At 41.0% G+C, this 15,825-nt stretch carries 13 protein-coding genes and 1 pseudogene; 10 read left to right on the forward strand and 4 right to left on the reverse strand.

Features of this window, described 5'->3' with window-relative positions; translation table 11 throughout:
- Positions 1–401: glutamine synthetase (gene glnA, locus HZC45_07930; GenBank protein ID MBI5683076.1), on the forward strand; the 401-nt coding region annotated here is incomplete at its 5' end.
- A 59-nt stretch (positions 402–460) separates the two neighbouring features.
- On the opposite strand, the gene cobD is transcribed toward glnA, so the two are convergent.
- A complete protein-coding gene (cobD, locus tag HZC45_07935) occupies positions 461–1,423 on the reverse strand; it encodes a cobalamin biosynthesis protein CobD (protein ID MBI5683077.1) in 963 nt (320 codons plus the stop codon).
- A 60-nt stretch (positions 1,424–1,483) separates the two neighbouring features.
- Positions 1,484–3,706, reverse strand: coding sequence for a DNA translocase FtsK (locus tag HZC45_07940; protein MBI5683078.1), 2,223 nt, complete (start codon positions 3,704–3,706; stop codon positions 1,484–1,486).
- Between the two features lie 199 nt (positions 3,707–3,905).
- Here HZC45_07940 and eno point away from each other — a divergent pair, with 199 nt between their 5' ends.
- Together eno and HZC45_07950 are read left to right on the forward strand one after the other, a co-directional pair.
- On the forward strand, positions 3,906–5,192 hold the full coding sequence (gene eno, locus HZC45_07945) for a phosphopyruvate hydratase (GenBank protein ID MBI5683079.1): 1,287 nt from the start codon (positions 3,906–3,908) through the stop codon (positions 5,190–5,192).
- The gene (locus HZC45_07950) at positions 5,189–5,527 is read left to right on the forward strand and encodes a hypothetical protein (protein MBI5683080.1); all 339 of its coding nucleotides are present in this window, start codon (positions 5,189–5,191) and stop codon (positions 5,525–5,527) included. The genes eno and HZC45_07950 overlap by 4 nt, the downstream gene beginning before the upstream one ends.
- 35 nt (positions 5,528–5,562) lie before the next feature.
- Here the strand turns inward: HZC45_07950 and HZC45_07955 are convergent, their stop codons facing one another.
- The gene (locus HZC45_07955; GenBank protein MBI5683081.1) at positions 5,563–6,117 is read right to left on the reverse strand and encodes a hypothetical protein; all 555 of its coding nucleotides are present in this window, start codon (positions 6,115–6,117) and stop codon (positions 5,563–5,565) included.
- A gap of 108 nt (positions 6,118–6,225) precedes the next feature.
- Between HZC45_07955 and hypE the strand changes: the two are divergent.
- The 3 genes and pseudogenes from hypE (at position 6,226) to HZC45_07970 (ending at position 8,757) form a co-directional block, all read left to right on the forward strand.
- Positions 6,226–7,230: pseudogene (gene hypE / locus HZC45_07960) on the forward strand (hydrogenase expression/formation protein HypE).
- Between the two features lie 41 nt (positions 7,231–7,271).
- Entirely contained in the window at positions 7,272–8,051 is a 780-nt protein-coding gene (locus HZC45_07965) for an ABC transporter ATP-binding protein (protein MBI5683082.1), read from the forward strand.
- Positions 8,044–8,757 (forward strand): ABC transporter ATP-binding protein, encoded by a 714-nt coding sequence (locus HZC45_07970; protein ID MBI5683083.1) that lies wholly within the window; start codon positions 8,044–8,046, stop codon positions 8,755–8,757. Before HZC45_07965 ends, HZC45_07970 begins: the two co-directional genes overlap by 8 nt.
- Before the next feature lie 11 nt (positions 8,758–8,768).
- Here HZC45_07970 and lepA read toward each other — a convergent pair whose 3' ends face one another.
- Positions 8,769–10,568, reverse strand: coding sequence for an elongation factor 4 (gene lepA, locus HZC45_07975; GenBank protein MBI5683084.1), 1,800 nt, complete (start codon positions 10,566–10,568; stop codon positions 8,769–8,771).
- Positions 10,569–10,737: 169 nt separating this feature from the next.
- On the opposite strand from lepA, the gene HZC45_07980 reads away from it, so the two are divergent.
- The 4 genes from HZC45_07980 (at position 10,738) to HZC45_07995 (ending at position 15,785) form a co-directional block, all read left to right on the forward strand.
- Positions 10,738–11,694, forward strand: coding sequence for a diguanylate cyclase (locus tag HZC45_07980; GenBank protein MBI5683085.1), 957 nt, complete (start codon positions 10,738–10,740; stop codon positions 11,692–11,694).
- A 3-nt stretch (positions 11,695–11,697) separates the two neighbouring features.
- Entirely contained in the window at positions 11,698–13,050 is a 1,353-nt protein-coding gene (locus HZC45_07985) for a hypothetical protein (GenBank protein MBI5683086.1), read from the forward strand.
- Positions 13,047–14,411: a sigma-54-dependent Fis family transcriptional regulator gene (locus tag HZC45_07990; GenBank protein ID MBI5683087.1), complete on the forward strand. Its 1,365-nt coding sequence runs from the start codon at positions 13,047–13,049 to the stop codon at positions 14,409–14,411. The genes HZC45_07985 and HZC45_07990 overlap by 4 nt, the downstream gene beginning before the upstream one ends.
- Positions 14,412–14,501: 90 nt before the next feature.
- Entirely contained in the window at positions 14,502–15,785 is a 1,284-nt protein-coding gene (locus HZC45_07995) for an ArsB/NhaD family transporter (GenBank protein MBI5683088.1), read from the forward strand.
- Positions 15,786–15,825 lie beyond the last annotated feature (40 nt).

The raw sequence follows: 15,825 nt of genomic DNA on the forward strand, positions 1-15,825 counted from the left end.
ATCGTTCTGCAGCTGTGCGTATTCCGGTTTATACTGAGAACCCCAAAACCAAAAGAATTGAATTCAGACCACCGGATAATTCCTGCAATCCTTATTTGGCCTTTGCCGCAATGCTTATGGCAGGAATAGACGGAATACAGAACAAGATTAGTCCGGGCGACCCGCTTGACAAGGATATATACGGTCTCTCTCCAGAGGAACTTTCAAAGGTTCCATCTGCCTGCGGCTCTCTTGAAGAGGCATTGAACGCCCTTAAAAAAGACCACGAATTTTTATTAAAAGGCGATGTGTTTACGCAGGATGTCCTTGATACATGGATAGAGTATAAGATGGATAAAGAGGTGAACCCTGTAAAGTTAAGACCTGTGCCGCATGAGTTTGCCTTGTATTTTGACTGCTGATGATTGTGCAGAAAACAAAAAATGGGACGGAACGACGTCCCATTTTCCCTGTGCGGGTTTCATATAAACCCGTATGTCAGAAAGATGATGCAAATACCAACAAATGACACAGTAGTTATGTGCATTATCTTTACTGTCTTGTAAATCATATCTCTATTTGGGTTGCGCCCCTTATCTCCAATCACGGGCTTTTTGACAAGTTCTCCGAAGTAATAATTGTCCCCGCCCAACTGGCAGTTTAATGCACCTGCTGCCGCTGCCTCTGGATAACCTGCATTAGGGCTTGTATGTTTTCTGGCATCACGACAGACTATCCTTGCTGAATTCCTCCAGTCAAATCTCAAGATGAGGCTTGCAACAATCATTAAAAATGCTGTAAGCCTTGCAGGTATAAAATTGGCAATATCATCCACCCTTGCAGAAAACCACCCGAAGTTTTTGTATCTTTCGTTTTTGTAACCGACCATTGAGTCAAGGGTATTCACTGCCTTGTATGCAAGCGCAAGTGCGGGACCTCCTATGGCAAGGTATAAGAGCGGGGCAATAATACCATCAGATGTATTTTCTGAAACCGTCTCAATAACAGCACGATAGATTTCTTCTTCAGATAAATTTTGGGTATCCCTGCCGACAATGTTCTTTAGTCTTTTTCTTGCCTCATCAATTGAAATATTCTCAAGTGCATGGATTACAGAATATGCCTCCTGATGCAAAGACTTTATGGAAAGTGTTGTATATGCGAGAAAGACAGAAAAAAGGCTGAAGGCGAAAGGCGAAAGGCGAAAGGCAATATACAATAAGAGCCATGTAGAACCAAATACAGTTCCAACAACAATAATAAACAGAAAAACGCCGCCAATCTTTTCATCTGCCGGGGTTTTTACAATTTGCCTTATTCTGTTTTCAAGGAATGTAATATATCTTCCAATCCACCTTATAGGATGAGGAAGCCATTTGGGGTCGCCAATGGCTAAATCAAGGAGATAGGCTAAAATTATGAGCAGATACCATGAATCATACATTAGTTTTGACTTTTGAACTTTGAATTCAAATCCCCCCCCCTTCCCGCTTTTCTCGCTTCATTATATCTCCCTTCTTGCCAGTACCTCTCTGGGTTTGCTTCCCTGACTTGGACCAACAACACCTTCTGCCTCCATCTTTTCAATGATTCTTGCGGCTGTGTTATAGCCAATCCGCAGCCTCCTTTGAATATAGGATGTAGATATTTGTCCTATTTGCAGGGCAATATTTACTGCCTCATCATATCTACTGTTAAATTCCTTGTCATCTTCTTCATTTTGTTCTTTACTATTTTTATCTTCCAGTTTTGCTTCAAGGATTTCTCTATGAAACACAGGGCTGCCTTGTTTCTTCAAAAATTCAGCAATCCTGTTGATTTCTATCTCAGATACATATCCGCCGTGTATCCTTTGCAGTTTTGCTGTGCCGGGCGGTAAAAAGAGCATATCACCGTCTCCGAGGAGACTCTCTGCGCCCATAGAATCAAGGATTGTGCGGGAGTCTGTCCTAGATACAACCTGACAGGAAATCCTTGCAGGGAAATTTGCCTTGATAAGCCCTGTTATTACATCAACAGATGGTCTCTGTGTTGCTACCAGAAGATGTATGCCTGATGCCCTTGCCATCTGTGAGAGTCTCACAAGGCAGTCCTCCACATCTTTGCCTGCAACCATCATTAAATCTGCAAGTTCATCTATAACAACAACTATGTATGGTAATCTCTCATGCCCTCTTTTTGTATCCCTGTCTGTTTTTGTAATCACCTCTTTACCTTCGTCCAGCATTTGATTATATCTGGCAATATTCTTTGCGCCAAACTCTGCTATAAGTTTATACCTTTCCCCCATCTCTCTTACAACCCCGCGGAGTATACCTGCGGCCTTTCTAGGGTCTGTTACAACAGGGGTTAAAAGATGGGGTATGCCTTCGTATGCTGAAAGTTCAAGCATCTTCGGGTCTATCATTATAAATTTTACATCATCAGGCGATGCCTTATAGAGGATGCTTAGTATCATTGCATTTATTGCCACACTCTTACCTGTTCCTGTTGCACCTGCAAGCAAAAGATGCGGCATCTTTGCAAGGTCAGAAACAAAGGGATTGCCTACAAGGTCTTTACCAAGCCCCAGTGTTAAAAAGGAATGACTTTTTACATACTCCTGACTCTCCATAATATCCCTTAAGAATATCTTTCCCCTTATGAGATTCGGGACCTCTATGCCTACAACTGCCTTTCCGGGAACAGGTGCAAGTATCCTGATTGATGTTGCACGGAGGGCAAGGGCAAGGTCATCTGTAAGATTTATAATCTTACCGACCTTTATCCCGGGTGCCGGCTCAAATTCATACATTGTTATAACAGGGCCCGGTCTTACAGCAACTATGGTCCCATCAACACCAAAATCCTTGAGTTTTTTTTCAACGATCTTTGAATTTGTGATTATACCCTCTTTATCTATGGACTTACCCTTTTCAGGGTTTATATCCAGAAGGGAAAGGGGCGGGAGTGTAAATTTTCCATCAGACTCTAAAAATTCAAAATGCTGCTGGACAGGTTCTTTTGATTTCGCCTGCCTTTTGAATTGCTCCTTTGAGGGTTCTGATATGACAACTATCGGTGCAGCATGTATTTTATCGTCAGGTTTTGCAAGGGCATCTATTTCCTTCTTTTGAACCTTAGCCTTTGCATCACGGCTTTTTTTTCTCCTTTCCTTCCAATCTAGCCATTGCCCATTTATTATTTTATATGTGGAATCGCAAATGGCATAAAACCTTTTTGAAAGACTTACTATGGAGATGCCTGTCCCATATACCATGCTTACTGCTGCAATGGCTGATAAAAGAATGACTGTGCCTATTGTATTCAGGTAGCCTTCCAGAAAATAGTCAATATAGCCGCCGATAAGTCCCCCCGCTGTAAACCTGTCAGCAGAGAGCATACCTATAAGACCTGAAAATGAGGCAAGTAAAGACAAAAGGCTTAAAACAACAGATGCGTTATAAGGGGGATCTTTTTTTAAAAACAGTTTAATGGAGACGACAAATAATATGAGAGGGAGAAGATATGCAGAAAATCCGATTAGAAAAAATAGTCCATCGCTGGTATACAAACCAACACGACCGCCCCAGTTGAGAGTCTTTTTATCTATACCTTGTTGTAAAAAGGCAGGGTCTTGTTCAGAGTATGACAGAAGGCTTATTGTGATGAAAAGGCAGGACGCAAGGACAAATATCCCGATTATTTCCTTAACATGACTGCTTTTTATTCCCTCTTTTTCAGCCATAGGATTCTAAAGTTATACTGTTTTTCTCTCTTTATTTTTGTATTTTATAAAAAAGCGGCTGCAGGACGATTTATAACATGGTATAAGATAAGTAGTCAAGGTTTGCGGTGTTTGGTTATAACCATACTTAAGTCCTTGACCCATTGTTCACTTATTCGTATAATATGCAGGATTTTAAAATCTTAAGCGGAGGTCTTTTATGACAACTATTATAGATGTCCTTGCAAGGGAGATACTGGATTCAAGGGGCAATCCCACAGTAGAGGCAGAGGTTGTTCTTGAAGACGGCTCTGTGGGAAGGGCAGCAGTGCCGTCAGGGGCATCAACAGGCGAACATGAGGCAGTGGAATTAAGAGATGGCGATAAAAAAAGATACCTCGGCAAAGGCGTTTTAAAGGCTGTTTCAAATATTGAGGATAAGATAGGCATAGAGATAGTCGGCATAGATGCTACTGAACAGGTCTTGATAGACAAGATTATGATAGAACTTGACGGCACGGAAAATAAATCAAAACTCGGCGCCAATGCAATCCTTACTGTATCTTTGGCTGTTGCAAAGGCTGCAAGTAATTCCCTATGCCTCCCATTATACCAGTATATCGGCGGGGTCCATGCAAATACACTTCCTGTGCCAATGATGAATATAATAAACGGCGGCGCCCACGCAGATAACAGCCTTGACTTGCAGGAATTTATGATAATGCCTGCAGGTGCAGAGGATTTTTCAATCGCTATAAGGATGGGTGTTGAGGTATTTCACAGCCTCAAATCAATATTAAAAAAGAAGGGTATGAATACTGCTGTTGGTGATGAGGGCGGATTTGCACCAAGCCTTAAATCAAATGAAGAGGCAATTGGGTTAATAATGGAGGCTATATCTCAAGCAGGTTATAAGGCAGGAAAAGATATTTTGCTCGCCCTTGATGCAGCGGCAAGCGAGTTTTATGATTCTAAAAAGAAGGTCTATAATCTAAAAGGAGAGGGCAGGAGTTTGTCCTCTGAAAAGATGGTTGATTATTATGAAAAACTTGTTAAGGCATATCCGATAATATCTATTGAAGACGGACTTTCAGAGAATGACTGGAAGGGGTGGAAGGTCTTAACAGAGAGACTCGGCAATAAGGTGCAACTGGTAGGTGATGACATATTTGTTACCAATACAAAGATTCTGGCAAGAGGCATAAAAGAAGGGATTGCCAATGCCATACTTATAAAGGTCAACCAGATTGGGACACTGACAGAAACCCTTGATACAATTGAGATGGCAAAAAGGGCAGGCTACACTGCTGTAGTTTCACACCGAAGCGGCGAGACAGAGGATGTTACAATTGCAGACATAGCAGTTGCTGCAAATGCAGGACAAATCAAGACAGGCTCTGCGTCTCGGACAGACCGTATTGCAAAGTACAATCAACTCCTGCGGATTGAAGAAGAACTTGGGGAGACAGCAAGGTTTTTAGGCAGAGATGCCTTTTATAATCTATGATTGAACACTATGAGTTCGGCAAATTAGTCATTGACGGCAAGACATACACCAGTGATTTGATAATCATGCCTGACAGGCTCATAGAGAACTGGCGGAGGAAGGAAGGGCATAATCTGGTCATTGATGATATAGAGCCTGTCATACTTGAATGGCCTATAACCCTTGTAATCGGCACAGGGGCGGACGGGATGATGAAGGTCTCAAAAGAGATAAGAACGATGCTTCCGCTGCGGGGCGTAAAGATTATTGAGATGAAAACCAAAGAGGCAGTAGAGGCGTATAATGAGATATATAAGTTTGAAAAGACAGCAGCAGCACTGCACCTGACCTGCTAGTTTTTATTACTATCTGAGGGATTTTCGGAGCAAATTTATCTTTCCAAAATACCTCTCTCTTTAAAAGGTTCTTCAATGGGCGGCGCATCTACTCCTGAAACAGGTTTTTCTTTCATGCGAATTCTATCCCTTAATACCTTTTCCTCTTTCTGCATATCTGCAAGTTTTTTGAGGGAACTATCCCTTACAAAGACTGCCCTTTCTATTATCCTTGTAATCTCTTTTTTGTTCTCTGTCTTTATTCTGCCAGAGAGTTCTTTGAGTGCTTCTATCTGTTTGTTTGTATAGGTATTGACAATACTAAATACCTTTTTTGAAAATCTGTTGGGTTCGGATTCCAGCCATCTGGTGTTTTTTAATCCTGCAACAGCATCAGCCTTTTCCTTTTTAGAAGATGAAATCCTGTCTTTTATATAATCCTTATCCGTGCCTTTCATACTCTGCTCAAGGTTTGTAAGGAGGTCATCTTCCTCTGCACCAAAATCTTCAATAATACTTACTGCAAGGGAGAAACTATCTTTCTGGGCATGTCCAAATGTTGAATATAGAAACACAGATGCAAAGATTATAAGAATGCCAAAATATTTCATATCTAACCCCCTATGATTTTTAATAACAGTTTTCATAGTATGCCAGAGTAGATTTATATTGTCAAATAAGTTAAGAGGTGATAATTTTTTGCCAACGAATTAAAAACTATGAAGGATATAATCTCAATAGGTTACGGCAGCGGCGGAAGGCTGACAAGGGACCTGATTAAAGACCTTTTCTTAAAGAATTTTGATAACCCTATACTCTCCCCCCTTTCAGATTCTGCTGTTATCAGATTAAATAGTGAAAGGATTGCAGTAACAACCGACTCCTATGTTGTAAAACCCATTTTTTTCCCCGGGGGAGATATTGGTAAACTTGCTGTATGTGGAACAGTGAATGACCTTTCTGTTGCTGGAGCGGTTCCTCTTTATATCACTTTAGGCATGATAATTGAGGAAGGTTTTTCATACAAGGCTCTGGAGAGGATAACCCGGTCAATAAAGAAAACAGGGGATGAGATTGACATAAAGATTATAACAGGTGATACAAAGGTGACTGAAAAAGGCTCTACAGACGGCATATACATCAATACAACAGGGATTGGTGCTATCGGGGATGGTGTTCATTTGGGTATAGATTAGATATATATTGGTGATAAGATAGTATTAAGCGGCACTATTGGAGACCACGGCATAGCAGTTTTAACACAAAGAGAGGGTCTTGAGTTTGAATCAACTATTGAAAGTGATTGTGCGCCGCTTAATAGTCTCGTTCAGGACGCAGTCAAGGTTGGAGGTATAAAATTTATGCGGGACCCTACCCGCGGCGGTCTTGCCGCAGTTCTGAATGAGATAGCAGAACAGGGCAGTTTTGAAATAGTCATTGAAGAAGAAAACATACCAATTGATGAAAGGGTAAAAGGGGTTTGTCATATACTTGGGCTTGACCCTCTTTATATTGCCAATGAAGGCAAGGTTGTAATGATTGCTGCGCCTCATATGGCTGATGCCCTGCTTCTCGCGATAAGGGGTAATGCCATTGGCAGCAATTCATCTATAATCGGGGAAATCAGAGGCAATACTGATACGGGTGTCTTTTTAAAAACACTATACGGGGGACACAGGATTATTGATATGCCATTAGAGGATAATCTTCCTAGAATATGCTAAATCCAAAAAATGCAGTTGCATTTTTCGGGTAAATATTACCCATGCTTCTTGAGACTAAAAACCTTACAAAGACATTCGGCGGTATTGCTGCTGCTGCCAATCTCAATATCACTGTCAATAAAGGTGAAATAGCAAGCATTATCGGGCCTAATGGTGCAGGCAAGACAACGGTTTTTAATTGCATTACAGGGATATATCAGCCAACAAATGGCGGGATAGTCTTCAAGGGAAAAAGATTAAATGGTTTAAAACCGCATAAAATAACATCTATGGGCATTGCCAGAACATTTCAGAATATAAGGCTTTTTGCAGAAATGACAGCAATGGAAAATGTAATGGTGGGAAGGCACATAAAGTCAGCCGCAGGTTTTCTTGGTGCTGTCATCAGACCTAGCAGTGTAGTCAATGAGGAAAGGGCTATCTCATCTGGCGCTATGAACCTTCTTAAGTTTGTTGGACTTAGAAAAAAGGCAAGCGTCTGGGCAAGAAATCTTCCTTATGGTGACCAGCGAAGGCTTGAGATTGCAAGGGCGCTGGCAAGCGAGCCAGAACTCCTTCTTCTTGATGAGCCTGCTGCAGGCATGAATCCTAAAGAAACAGAGGCACTTATGGAACTTATAAAATCCATACAAAAGATGGGAATAACAATCCTTTTGATAGAGCATGACATGAAGGTTGTAATGGGCATATCTGAAAGGGTAATTGTCCTTGATTACGGTGTAAAGATTGCAGAGGGTAAGCCTTGTGATGTAAGAAGCAATCCAAAGGTCATTGAGGCATATCTTGGCAAAGGTGAGGGTAAAGGTGGGGGCAATACTTAAATTGCATAATGTAAGGACAAGTTACGGCAATATTGAGGCGATTAAAGGTGTTTCTATGGAAATCAAACATGGCGAGATAACTGCTGTCATAGGTGCTAATGGTGCCGGCAAATCAACCCTGCTCAATACTATATCAGGTGTCTTGCGCCCTGCTTCAGGGAAAATAGAGTTTATGGATGAGAGGATTGACCATCTTCCATGCCACAGGATTGCTCAAATGGGTATATCACAAGTGCCTGAGGGGAGAAGGATATTTCCCAAAATGACAGTCATGGAGAATCTTGAAATGGGGATGTATAGTAGAAAATGCAAAATGCAAAATGTAAAATGTAAAGTTGAAGCAGAAAAGATTTTTCAATACTTTCCAATACTGAAAGAAAGGCTTAAACAAATTGGCGGGACACTCTCCGGTGGTGAACAGCAGATGCTTGCAATAGCAAGGGCGCTTATGTCAATGCCCAAACTTCTTTTGCTTGATGAACCATCCCTTGGACTTGCTCCGATTATGGTTGAAAGGATATTTGAGATAATAAAAAAGATAAATCAGGAGGGTGGGACAGTTGTCCTTGTTGAACAGAATGCCAATGCGGCGCTTAAACTGGCAAACAGTGGTTATGTAATAGAGACAGGAAGGATTGCCTTGCATGACAGCGCTATATCACTCCTTTATAATCCCCATGTCAGGGCAGCATATCTGGGCGGATGATAGGCGCTGTTCTACTCATGCACCTTTAGGACAGACAGGAATGCCTCCTGCGGTATCTCAACCCTTCCAACCTGCTTCATCCTCTTTTTGCCTTCTTTCTGTTTTTCAAGTAATTTTCTCTTTCTTGTAATATCACCGCCATAGCACTTTGCAGTAACATTTTTTCTGAGTGCCTTGATACCCTCCCTTGCTATAACCTTATTGCCAATGGCAGCCTGTATAACGATTTCAAACATCTGCCGCGGGATAAGTTTCCTAAGCCTTTCTACAAGTTCCTTACCCCTGTAATATGCCCTTTCCCTTGGCACGATTATAGATAAGGCATCAACAGGCTCGCTGTTAAGAAGTATATCCATCTTTACCAAATCAGATTCCCTGTAGTCCAGACATTCATAATCCATTGACGCATATCCCTTGCTCACGGTCTTTAACCTGTCATAGAAATCAAGGACAATCTCATTTAAAGGTATCTCATAGGCAACCATAACCCTTGCAGGTGTTATGTATTTTATCTCTTTCTGGATGCCCCTTCTGTCTCCACACAGTTTTAGTATGCCTCCAATATATTCATTTGGCAGATGGATAGTTGCAAGGATATAAGGCTCTGCTATCTTTTCAATATATTGAGGGGATGGGAGTTTTGTGGGTGTATCTATATAGATGGTTTCACCTGATGTTGTGGATACCCTGTATACAACAGTGGGCGATGTTGTTAAAAGGTTTAGACCATATTCCCGCTCAAGCCTTTCCTGAATAATCTCCATGTGAAGGAGCCCCAGAAAACCGCACCTGAAACCAAAACCAAGGGCAATGGATGTCTCTGGCTCATATGTAAATGACGAATCATTTAATTTAAGTTTAAGCATAGCCTCTTTTAATCCTTCATATTGAGATGAGTCTATCGGATAAAGACCGCTGAAGACCATAGGTTTTACATTTTTAAAACCGGGCAGCGGTGTTTGTGTCGGGTTTTCAGCATCTGTTATTGTATCGCCTATAATTGTATCCTTAACCTCTTTAACTGCCGCAATTAAAAAGCCGACCTCGCCTGCTGATAGTTTTTCTATAGTCTTTGGATGCGGCGCAAATACGCCGACCTTATCAACCTCAAATATCTTGTTATTGGACATAAACTTGATTTTAGTCCCTTTTTTAACAACACCATCAAAAACCCGGACAAGCACTACCACACCCTGATAACTGTCATACCATGAATCAAATAAAAGGGCTTTCAAAGGTTTATTTACATCGCCTTCAGGCGGCGGGATTCTTCGGACAATCATCTCAAGGATTTCCTTTATGCCGATGCCTTCCTTTGCGCTTGCAAGGACTGCATCTTTTGCATCAAGACCGATTAAATCCTCTATCTCCTGTTTTACCCTTTCCGGCTCTGCTGCAGGCAGGTCTATCTTATTTAAGACAGGAAAGACCTCCAGCCCAACATCTACAGCAGTATAAAGGTGGGCAAGGGTTTGTGCCTCAACGCCCTGCGATGCGTCAACAACAAGGACAGCGCCCTCGCATGCTGCAAGACTTCTTGAGACCTCGTAACTAAAGTCAACATGACCAGGGGTGTCTATCAGATTTAAGATATACTCCCTGTTGTCAGACGCCTTATATAAAAGCCTTGCTGTCTGCGCCTTTATGGTTATGCCGCGCTCCCTTTCCAAGTCCATCTTGTCAAGGAACTGGTCAACCTTTTCCCTTGATGTTATTGCGCCTGTCCATTCAAGAAGCCTGTCGGATAATGTTGATTTTCCGTGGTCTATGTGGGCTATTATTGAAAAATTTCTTATATTATCTATCTTCATTAGGATGTTCAGGATGCTCCAAAAATCAATGTCTATTTTTGGGATGCTCATAAAACTTGTAAAAAAAATAATAATCTAGTATAAACAATTATACAGACCTTTGTCAAAAAATCTGGTTAGAAGGTCATGTAAAATCCTCTGTGTAACATTGAAAAAATAAAAACCTACCATGACTGCCGCAAAAAAGAAACATATATTGATTGTTGACTGCGACCATGCAGACACAAAAGAGATACAACAGATGCTGGAGCAGAAAAAAGAGTTTATGGTTTCTACTGCAGACACCCTCTCATCCACTGCCATCTCAATGTATAGCGCCCCGCCTGATGTAATAATTGTAAATACATCTCTGGAAGGCGGTAAAGGTCTTGAATTTTGTCACAAGATAAAGTCAGATGTTATTTTTGGTTACATCCCCATTATACTGCTGATTGATTCAGTAAAGGATACCCCTGAAATAGATTGGGATGGCATCCCTGCAGATGACTTTATTAAAAGACCATTTTGTTCTATAGAGTTGTTGAATAGGGTATCCATGACACTTACAAGGACTGAAAGGATGTGGGATGCAAATCCCCTTACCCGCCTCCCGGGAAACCATACAATTATAAGAGAGTTTCAAAAGCGAATAGACTTGAGAGAAACCTTTACAGTTGCCTATGTTGATTTGGATAACTTTAAATCATATAATGACAAATACGGATTTTTAAAGGGTGACAATGTCCTGAAATTTACTGCACGGCTTATCGCCAATCACATCAGTGAACTAAACAATCCTCATGAGACCTTTATTGGTCATCTGGGCGGTGATGATTTTGTATTTATCGTTCCGCCTGATAATATGGATGATGTATGTAAAAGGATAATAGAGAACTTTGATGCAGTTATAGGTGATTTCTATGATGCAGATGACGCAGCGCAGGGATTTATTACTACTCTAAACCGTAAAGGTGGAAAAGAGGGTTTTCCAATAATGACAGTCTCTATTGCCATTATCAGCAATGACAAAAGGCATATAAGACATATAGGAGAGATTAGCACCACTGCAGCAGAACTAAAATCACATGCCAAATCAATAAAAGGAAGTAAGTTTATAAGGGATTTACGCACAGCAAAAAAGAAGTAAACCATGCCAGCAAATCTCTTCCATAAGAACAGCACAATAGATAAATATGATGCATACGGACTATTCATTGTTGACTATGCCTTTGCATTATTAAGGGTTGTTGTTATATTGGGTGGGTTTTTATGGCTGCTCTTCCATCCGTTTCCCCAGCCGATAAGGGGCAGTCTTACATATCTGTTTGCTGCCTTTGTCGTTTACAGTGTTTTCCTTCTGCTCACTGTATTTATATGGCATGACAAGGTTGAGAAGATATATCTTGCCGCCCTTGCTATAGACATGGGATTTATAGGGCTGTTTATAAAACTTTCAGGCGGATTTCAGAGTAATATATTTGTTGCATTTTACCTTTTGACTGCGCTGCATTCATTTTATTACGGATTGATTAAAGGGCTTACCTTTGCATTTTTAACCTCTCTGGTATATATAATTACCATATTTAATGACTGGGAAACTGTCCTCTGGACAGATATGGTCATAAGGACAGCAACAATATTTCTTATTGCAGGGTTTCTTGGGTTTCTTTCTGAAAGGACACGGCACGACAGGGAAGAGATATTAAAGATGAATATGGAACTAACCACACTTACCTCCAATCTTAACAGCACTTATAATAATCTTCAGGAAGTCAAAAGACAGGTAGAGCAGTCAGAAAAACTTGCGGCAATAGGGAGGCTTGTGGCTGAACTTGCCCATGAAATCAATAACCCCCTTGACGGGATAAAGAACTGTCTTAATGTCCTTACAATAGAAAAGGATGATACAGAACTTCGTGAAAGGTACTTTAAACTGATGCAGGAGAGCGTCCGTGACATTGAGCAGTCAGTAATTGATTTACTTGAATATGCAAAGCAGCATGATTTCAAACTGGAGATGGTAAATGTGAATGATGTTGTTAAACGGACAATACTTATGGGAGAGTATAAATTCAATAAATACGGGATTAAGGTTAAGAGGTTATTAGAAGAAGACCTGCCTGATATACATGGAGACCCCCATCACCTGCAGCAGGTATTTTTTAATATTATTTTCAATGCAATTGATGCCATGCCAAATGGAGGCAGTCTTATGATTGAGACCAGAAGGGAAGATGGTTTTGTTGGAGTTGAAATCACAGACACAGGGACAGGTATTCCTAAAAAGGATATAGAAAAGATATTCATGCCCTTTTATACTACAAAAAAACTTGGGGAGGGCACTGGACTTGGACTGCCTATAAGTGCAGGCATTGTCAGAAGGCATAATGGGCAGATGGATGTTTACAGTTATCTGAATATAGGGACTACATTCAGGATAATACTGCCGATAACACAGTCAGCGAGCCGTTCATGGGTATCAGGCTATAGAAATCTTTTATGAGAATACTGATTATAGAAGATGAAAAGATAAAGAGGATAACCCTCACAGACGCCCTTTTAAAGGCAGGGCATGAAGTATCTTCATTTGATAATCCATCAGAGGCATTGATTGCATTTAATGAAGGCGGATTTGATGTAGTGGTTACAGATTTGCGGCTTCCGCAGATGGGAGGGCTTGATCTTGTAGAGAAGATAAAAGGAATAAAGCCTGATACAGAGGTCATTGTAATGACTGCATACGCTACTGTAGATACTGCTGTCCGGGCAATGAAACTCGGTGCATACGATTATATTACTAAACCATTCTCATCTGAAGAACTTATACTCATACTGGAGAGGTTAGACAAGTTTAAGAATGTAGTCAGGGAAAATATAAAACTTAAGGCAGAGATTACATCCCGTTATAGTTTTAACAATATTATCGGCAAGGGCAAAGAGATGCAGGAGATATATGACCTGATACGGACTATCGCCCCAAGGGATACAACAACCCTTATTATAGGTGAAAGCGGGACAGGCAAGGAGCTCATTGCCCATGCAATTCACTACAACAGTTTAAGGAAGGACAAGCCGCTTATAAAATTAAGTTGTGCGACACTTACAGAGAGTCTTTTAGAGAGTGAACTCTTTGGACATGAAAAGGGGGCATTTACAGGCGCTATCAAAGACAAGAAGGGGAGGTTTGAACTTGCCCATGAGGGCACTATATTCCTTGATGATGTTGACGATATACCCATTTCAATGCAGCCTAAACTTTTAAGGGTGCTTCAGGAACGCGAGTTTGAGCGGGTCGGAGGCATCAAAACTATAAAAGTGGATGTTCGTATCATATGTGCGACGAAAAGGGACCTTCTTACAAAGGTCAAAGACGGGGCATTCAGAGAAGACCTGTTTTACAGGCTAAATGTTGTTCCGGTTAAACTTCCACCCCTCAGGGAAAGGAAAGAAGATATTCCTCTGCTCTGCGGGCATTTCTTAAGCAAATACTGCAAGCCGCAAGAAAGCAGGGTTTTTACAAATGAGGCAATGAAACTGATGATGGATTACGACTGGCCCGGGAATGTAAGGGAACTTGAAAATATAGTTGAAAGGGTTGTGGCTGTATCAAAGAAACATGAGATAACTTTGCAGGACATGCCTGATACCATAGTCCCTTCATCCCAGCGGGTATGCGACCAGCACCTTGTGGATGTTATAGATAAAGACAGGTCATTTGATGATATTGTAATTGGACTGGAAAAGAGGCTCCTTTCCATTGCACTTGAAAGGTCCAGCGGCAATAAGAGCGAGGCAGCAAGACTGTTAAAGATGAAGAGGGAGACACTGCGTGATAAGATTGAAAAATACGGGTTAAATAAATAAATTCCCTTTACAATCAACCCCCTTTCTGTTAAAAATCTTGCCTCTTTTAATTGGTAGGTTCAACCGCGATACTCTAAAAGGTGAAACCTGATGCTTGATAACAGCCACATGCTTCTGGCAGCCCTTGTATTTGCAGGGGTTTATGCTGTCCTTGTCCTTGAGAAGTTTAACAGGGCTGTTGTCTCTCTTCTTGGTGCATGCGTCCTTATCTTTCTGGGTGTCCTCAATCAGGAACAGGCGATTCACGGTGTTGATTTTAATACCATCGGTCTTCTTATCGGCATGATGCTCATAGTTGCCATTTCCCAGAAGACAGGGATGTTTCAGTATCTTGCAATAAAATCCGCCAAGGCTGTCCAAGGCGAGCCGTGGAGAGTGCTTGTAATGCTTTCTGTTGTGACTGCGGTCCTTTCAGCATTGCTTGACAATGTTACAACAGTGCTTTTAATAGTCCCTGTAACACTCGTTATAACAGATCAACTCAAATTGAATCCATATCCATTTCTTTTTACGCAGATATTTGCAAGCAATATCGGCGGAACAGCGACACTCATCGGAGACCCTCCAAATATAATGATAGGCAGCGCTGTTGGGCTTACATTTATGGACTTTGTAATAAATGTCGCGCCGGTTATTCCTATAATTATTTTTGCAACTCTCCTGCCTTTAAAATTTATATACGGCAGGCATATGAAGGTTTCAGATGAAGACAAAAAAAGGATTATGGAATTTAAAGAGGAAGAGGCAATAACAGATTCAAAACTTTTAAAGAAATGTCTTTTTGTGCTTGGCATTGTCATTTTAGGATTTTTCTTTCACGGCTTGCTGCATCTGGAGTCTGCAACAATTGCCTTATTCGGCGCAGCGATTCTTTTAATGATTACAAACATAAATGTCCATGAGGTGTTTGGTCAAGTAGAATGGGGGACAATATTTTTCTTTACAGGACTATTTATAGTTGTAAAAGGTCTTGTGGAGACAGGTATTATAAAACTTCTTGCAGAAAATATGGTTCATCTTACTGGCGGTAATTTAGCAGATACAGCGCTTCTCATATTATGGGTTTCTGCAATTGCATCTGCGATCGTTGACAATATACCGTTTGTTGCAACCATGATACCTATGATAAAGGAGATGGGCGCTGAAATGGGCGGGGCAGATAAAATCCTGCCGCTCTGGTGGGCATTATCTTTAGGCGCATGTCTTGGCGGGAATGGAACAATAATCGGCGCATTTGCAAATGTGATTGTTGCAGGCTTTTCAGAAAGGGCAGGCTATCCAATAAGGTTTTTTAAATTTATGGCCCTTGCCTTTCCTTTAATGTTAATATCCATTGTTATATCAACTGTGTATATTTGGTTGAGATACCTATAGGAGAAAAATCAAATATCAAATATCAAAAGTCAAAATTAAG

It is taken from the genome of Deltaproteobacteria bacterium (assembly GCA_016223005.1).
Lineage (GTDB): Bacteria > Desulfobacterota > GWC2-55-46 > UBA9637 > GWC2-42-11 > JACRPW01.

Coding starts and splice junctions, on each gene's coding strand:
- cobD (MBI5683077.1), bottom strand. CDS start 1,423: ATGTATGATTCATGGTATCTGCTCATAATTTTAGCCTATCTCCTTGAT.
- HZC45_07940 (MBI5683078.1), bottom strand. CDS start 3,706: ATGGCTGAAAAAGAGGGAATAAAAAGCAGTCATGTTAAGGAAATAATC.
- eno (MBI5683079.1), top strand. CDS start 3,906: ATGACAACTATTATAGATGTCCTTGCAAGGGAGATACTGGATTCAAGG.
- HZC45_07950 (MBI5683080.1), top strand. CDS start 5,189: ATGATTGAACACTATGAGTTCGGCAAATTAGTCATTGACGGCAAGACA.
- HZC45_07955 (MBI5683081.1), bottom strand. CDS start 6,117: ATGAAATATTTTGGCATTCTTATAATCTTTGCATCTGTGTTTCTATAT.
- HZC45_07965 (MBI5683082.1), top strand. CDS start 7,272: ATGCTTCTTGAGACTAAAAACCTTACAAAGACATTCGGCGGTATTGCT.
- lepA (MBI5683084.1), bottom strand. CDS start 10,568: ATGAAGATAGATAATATAAGAAATTTTTCAATAATAGCCCACATAGAC.
- HZC45_07980 (MBI5683085.1), top strand. CDS start 10,738: ATGACTGCCGCAAAAAAGAAACATATATTGATTGTTGACTGCGACCAT.
- HZC45_07985 (MBI5683086.1), top strand. CDS start 11,698: ATGCCAGCAAATCTCTTCCATAAGAACAGCACAATAGATAAATATGAT.
- HZC45_07990 (MBI5683087.1), top strand. CDS start 13,047: ATGAGAATACTGATTATAGAAGATGAAAAGATAAAGAGGATAACCCTC.
- HZC45_07995 (MBI5683088.1), top strand. CDS start 14,502: ATGCTTGATAACAGCCACATGCTTCTGGCAGCCCTTGTATTTGCAGGG.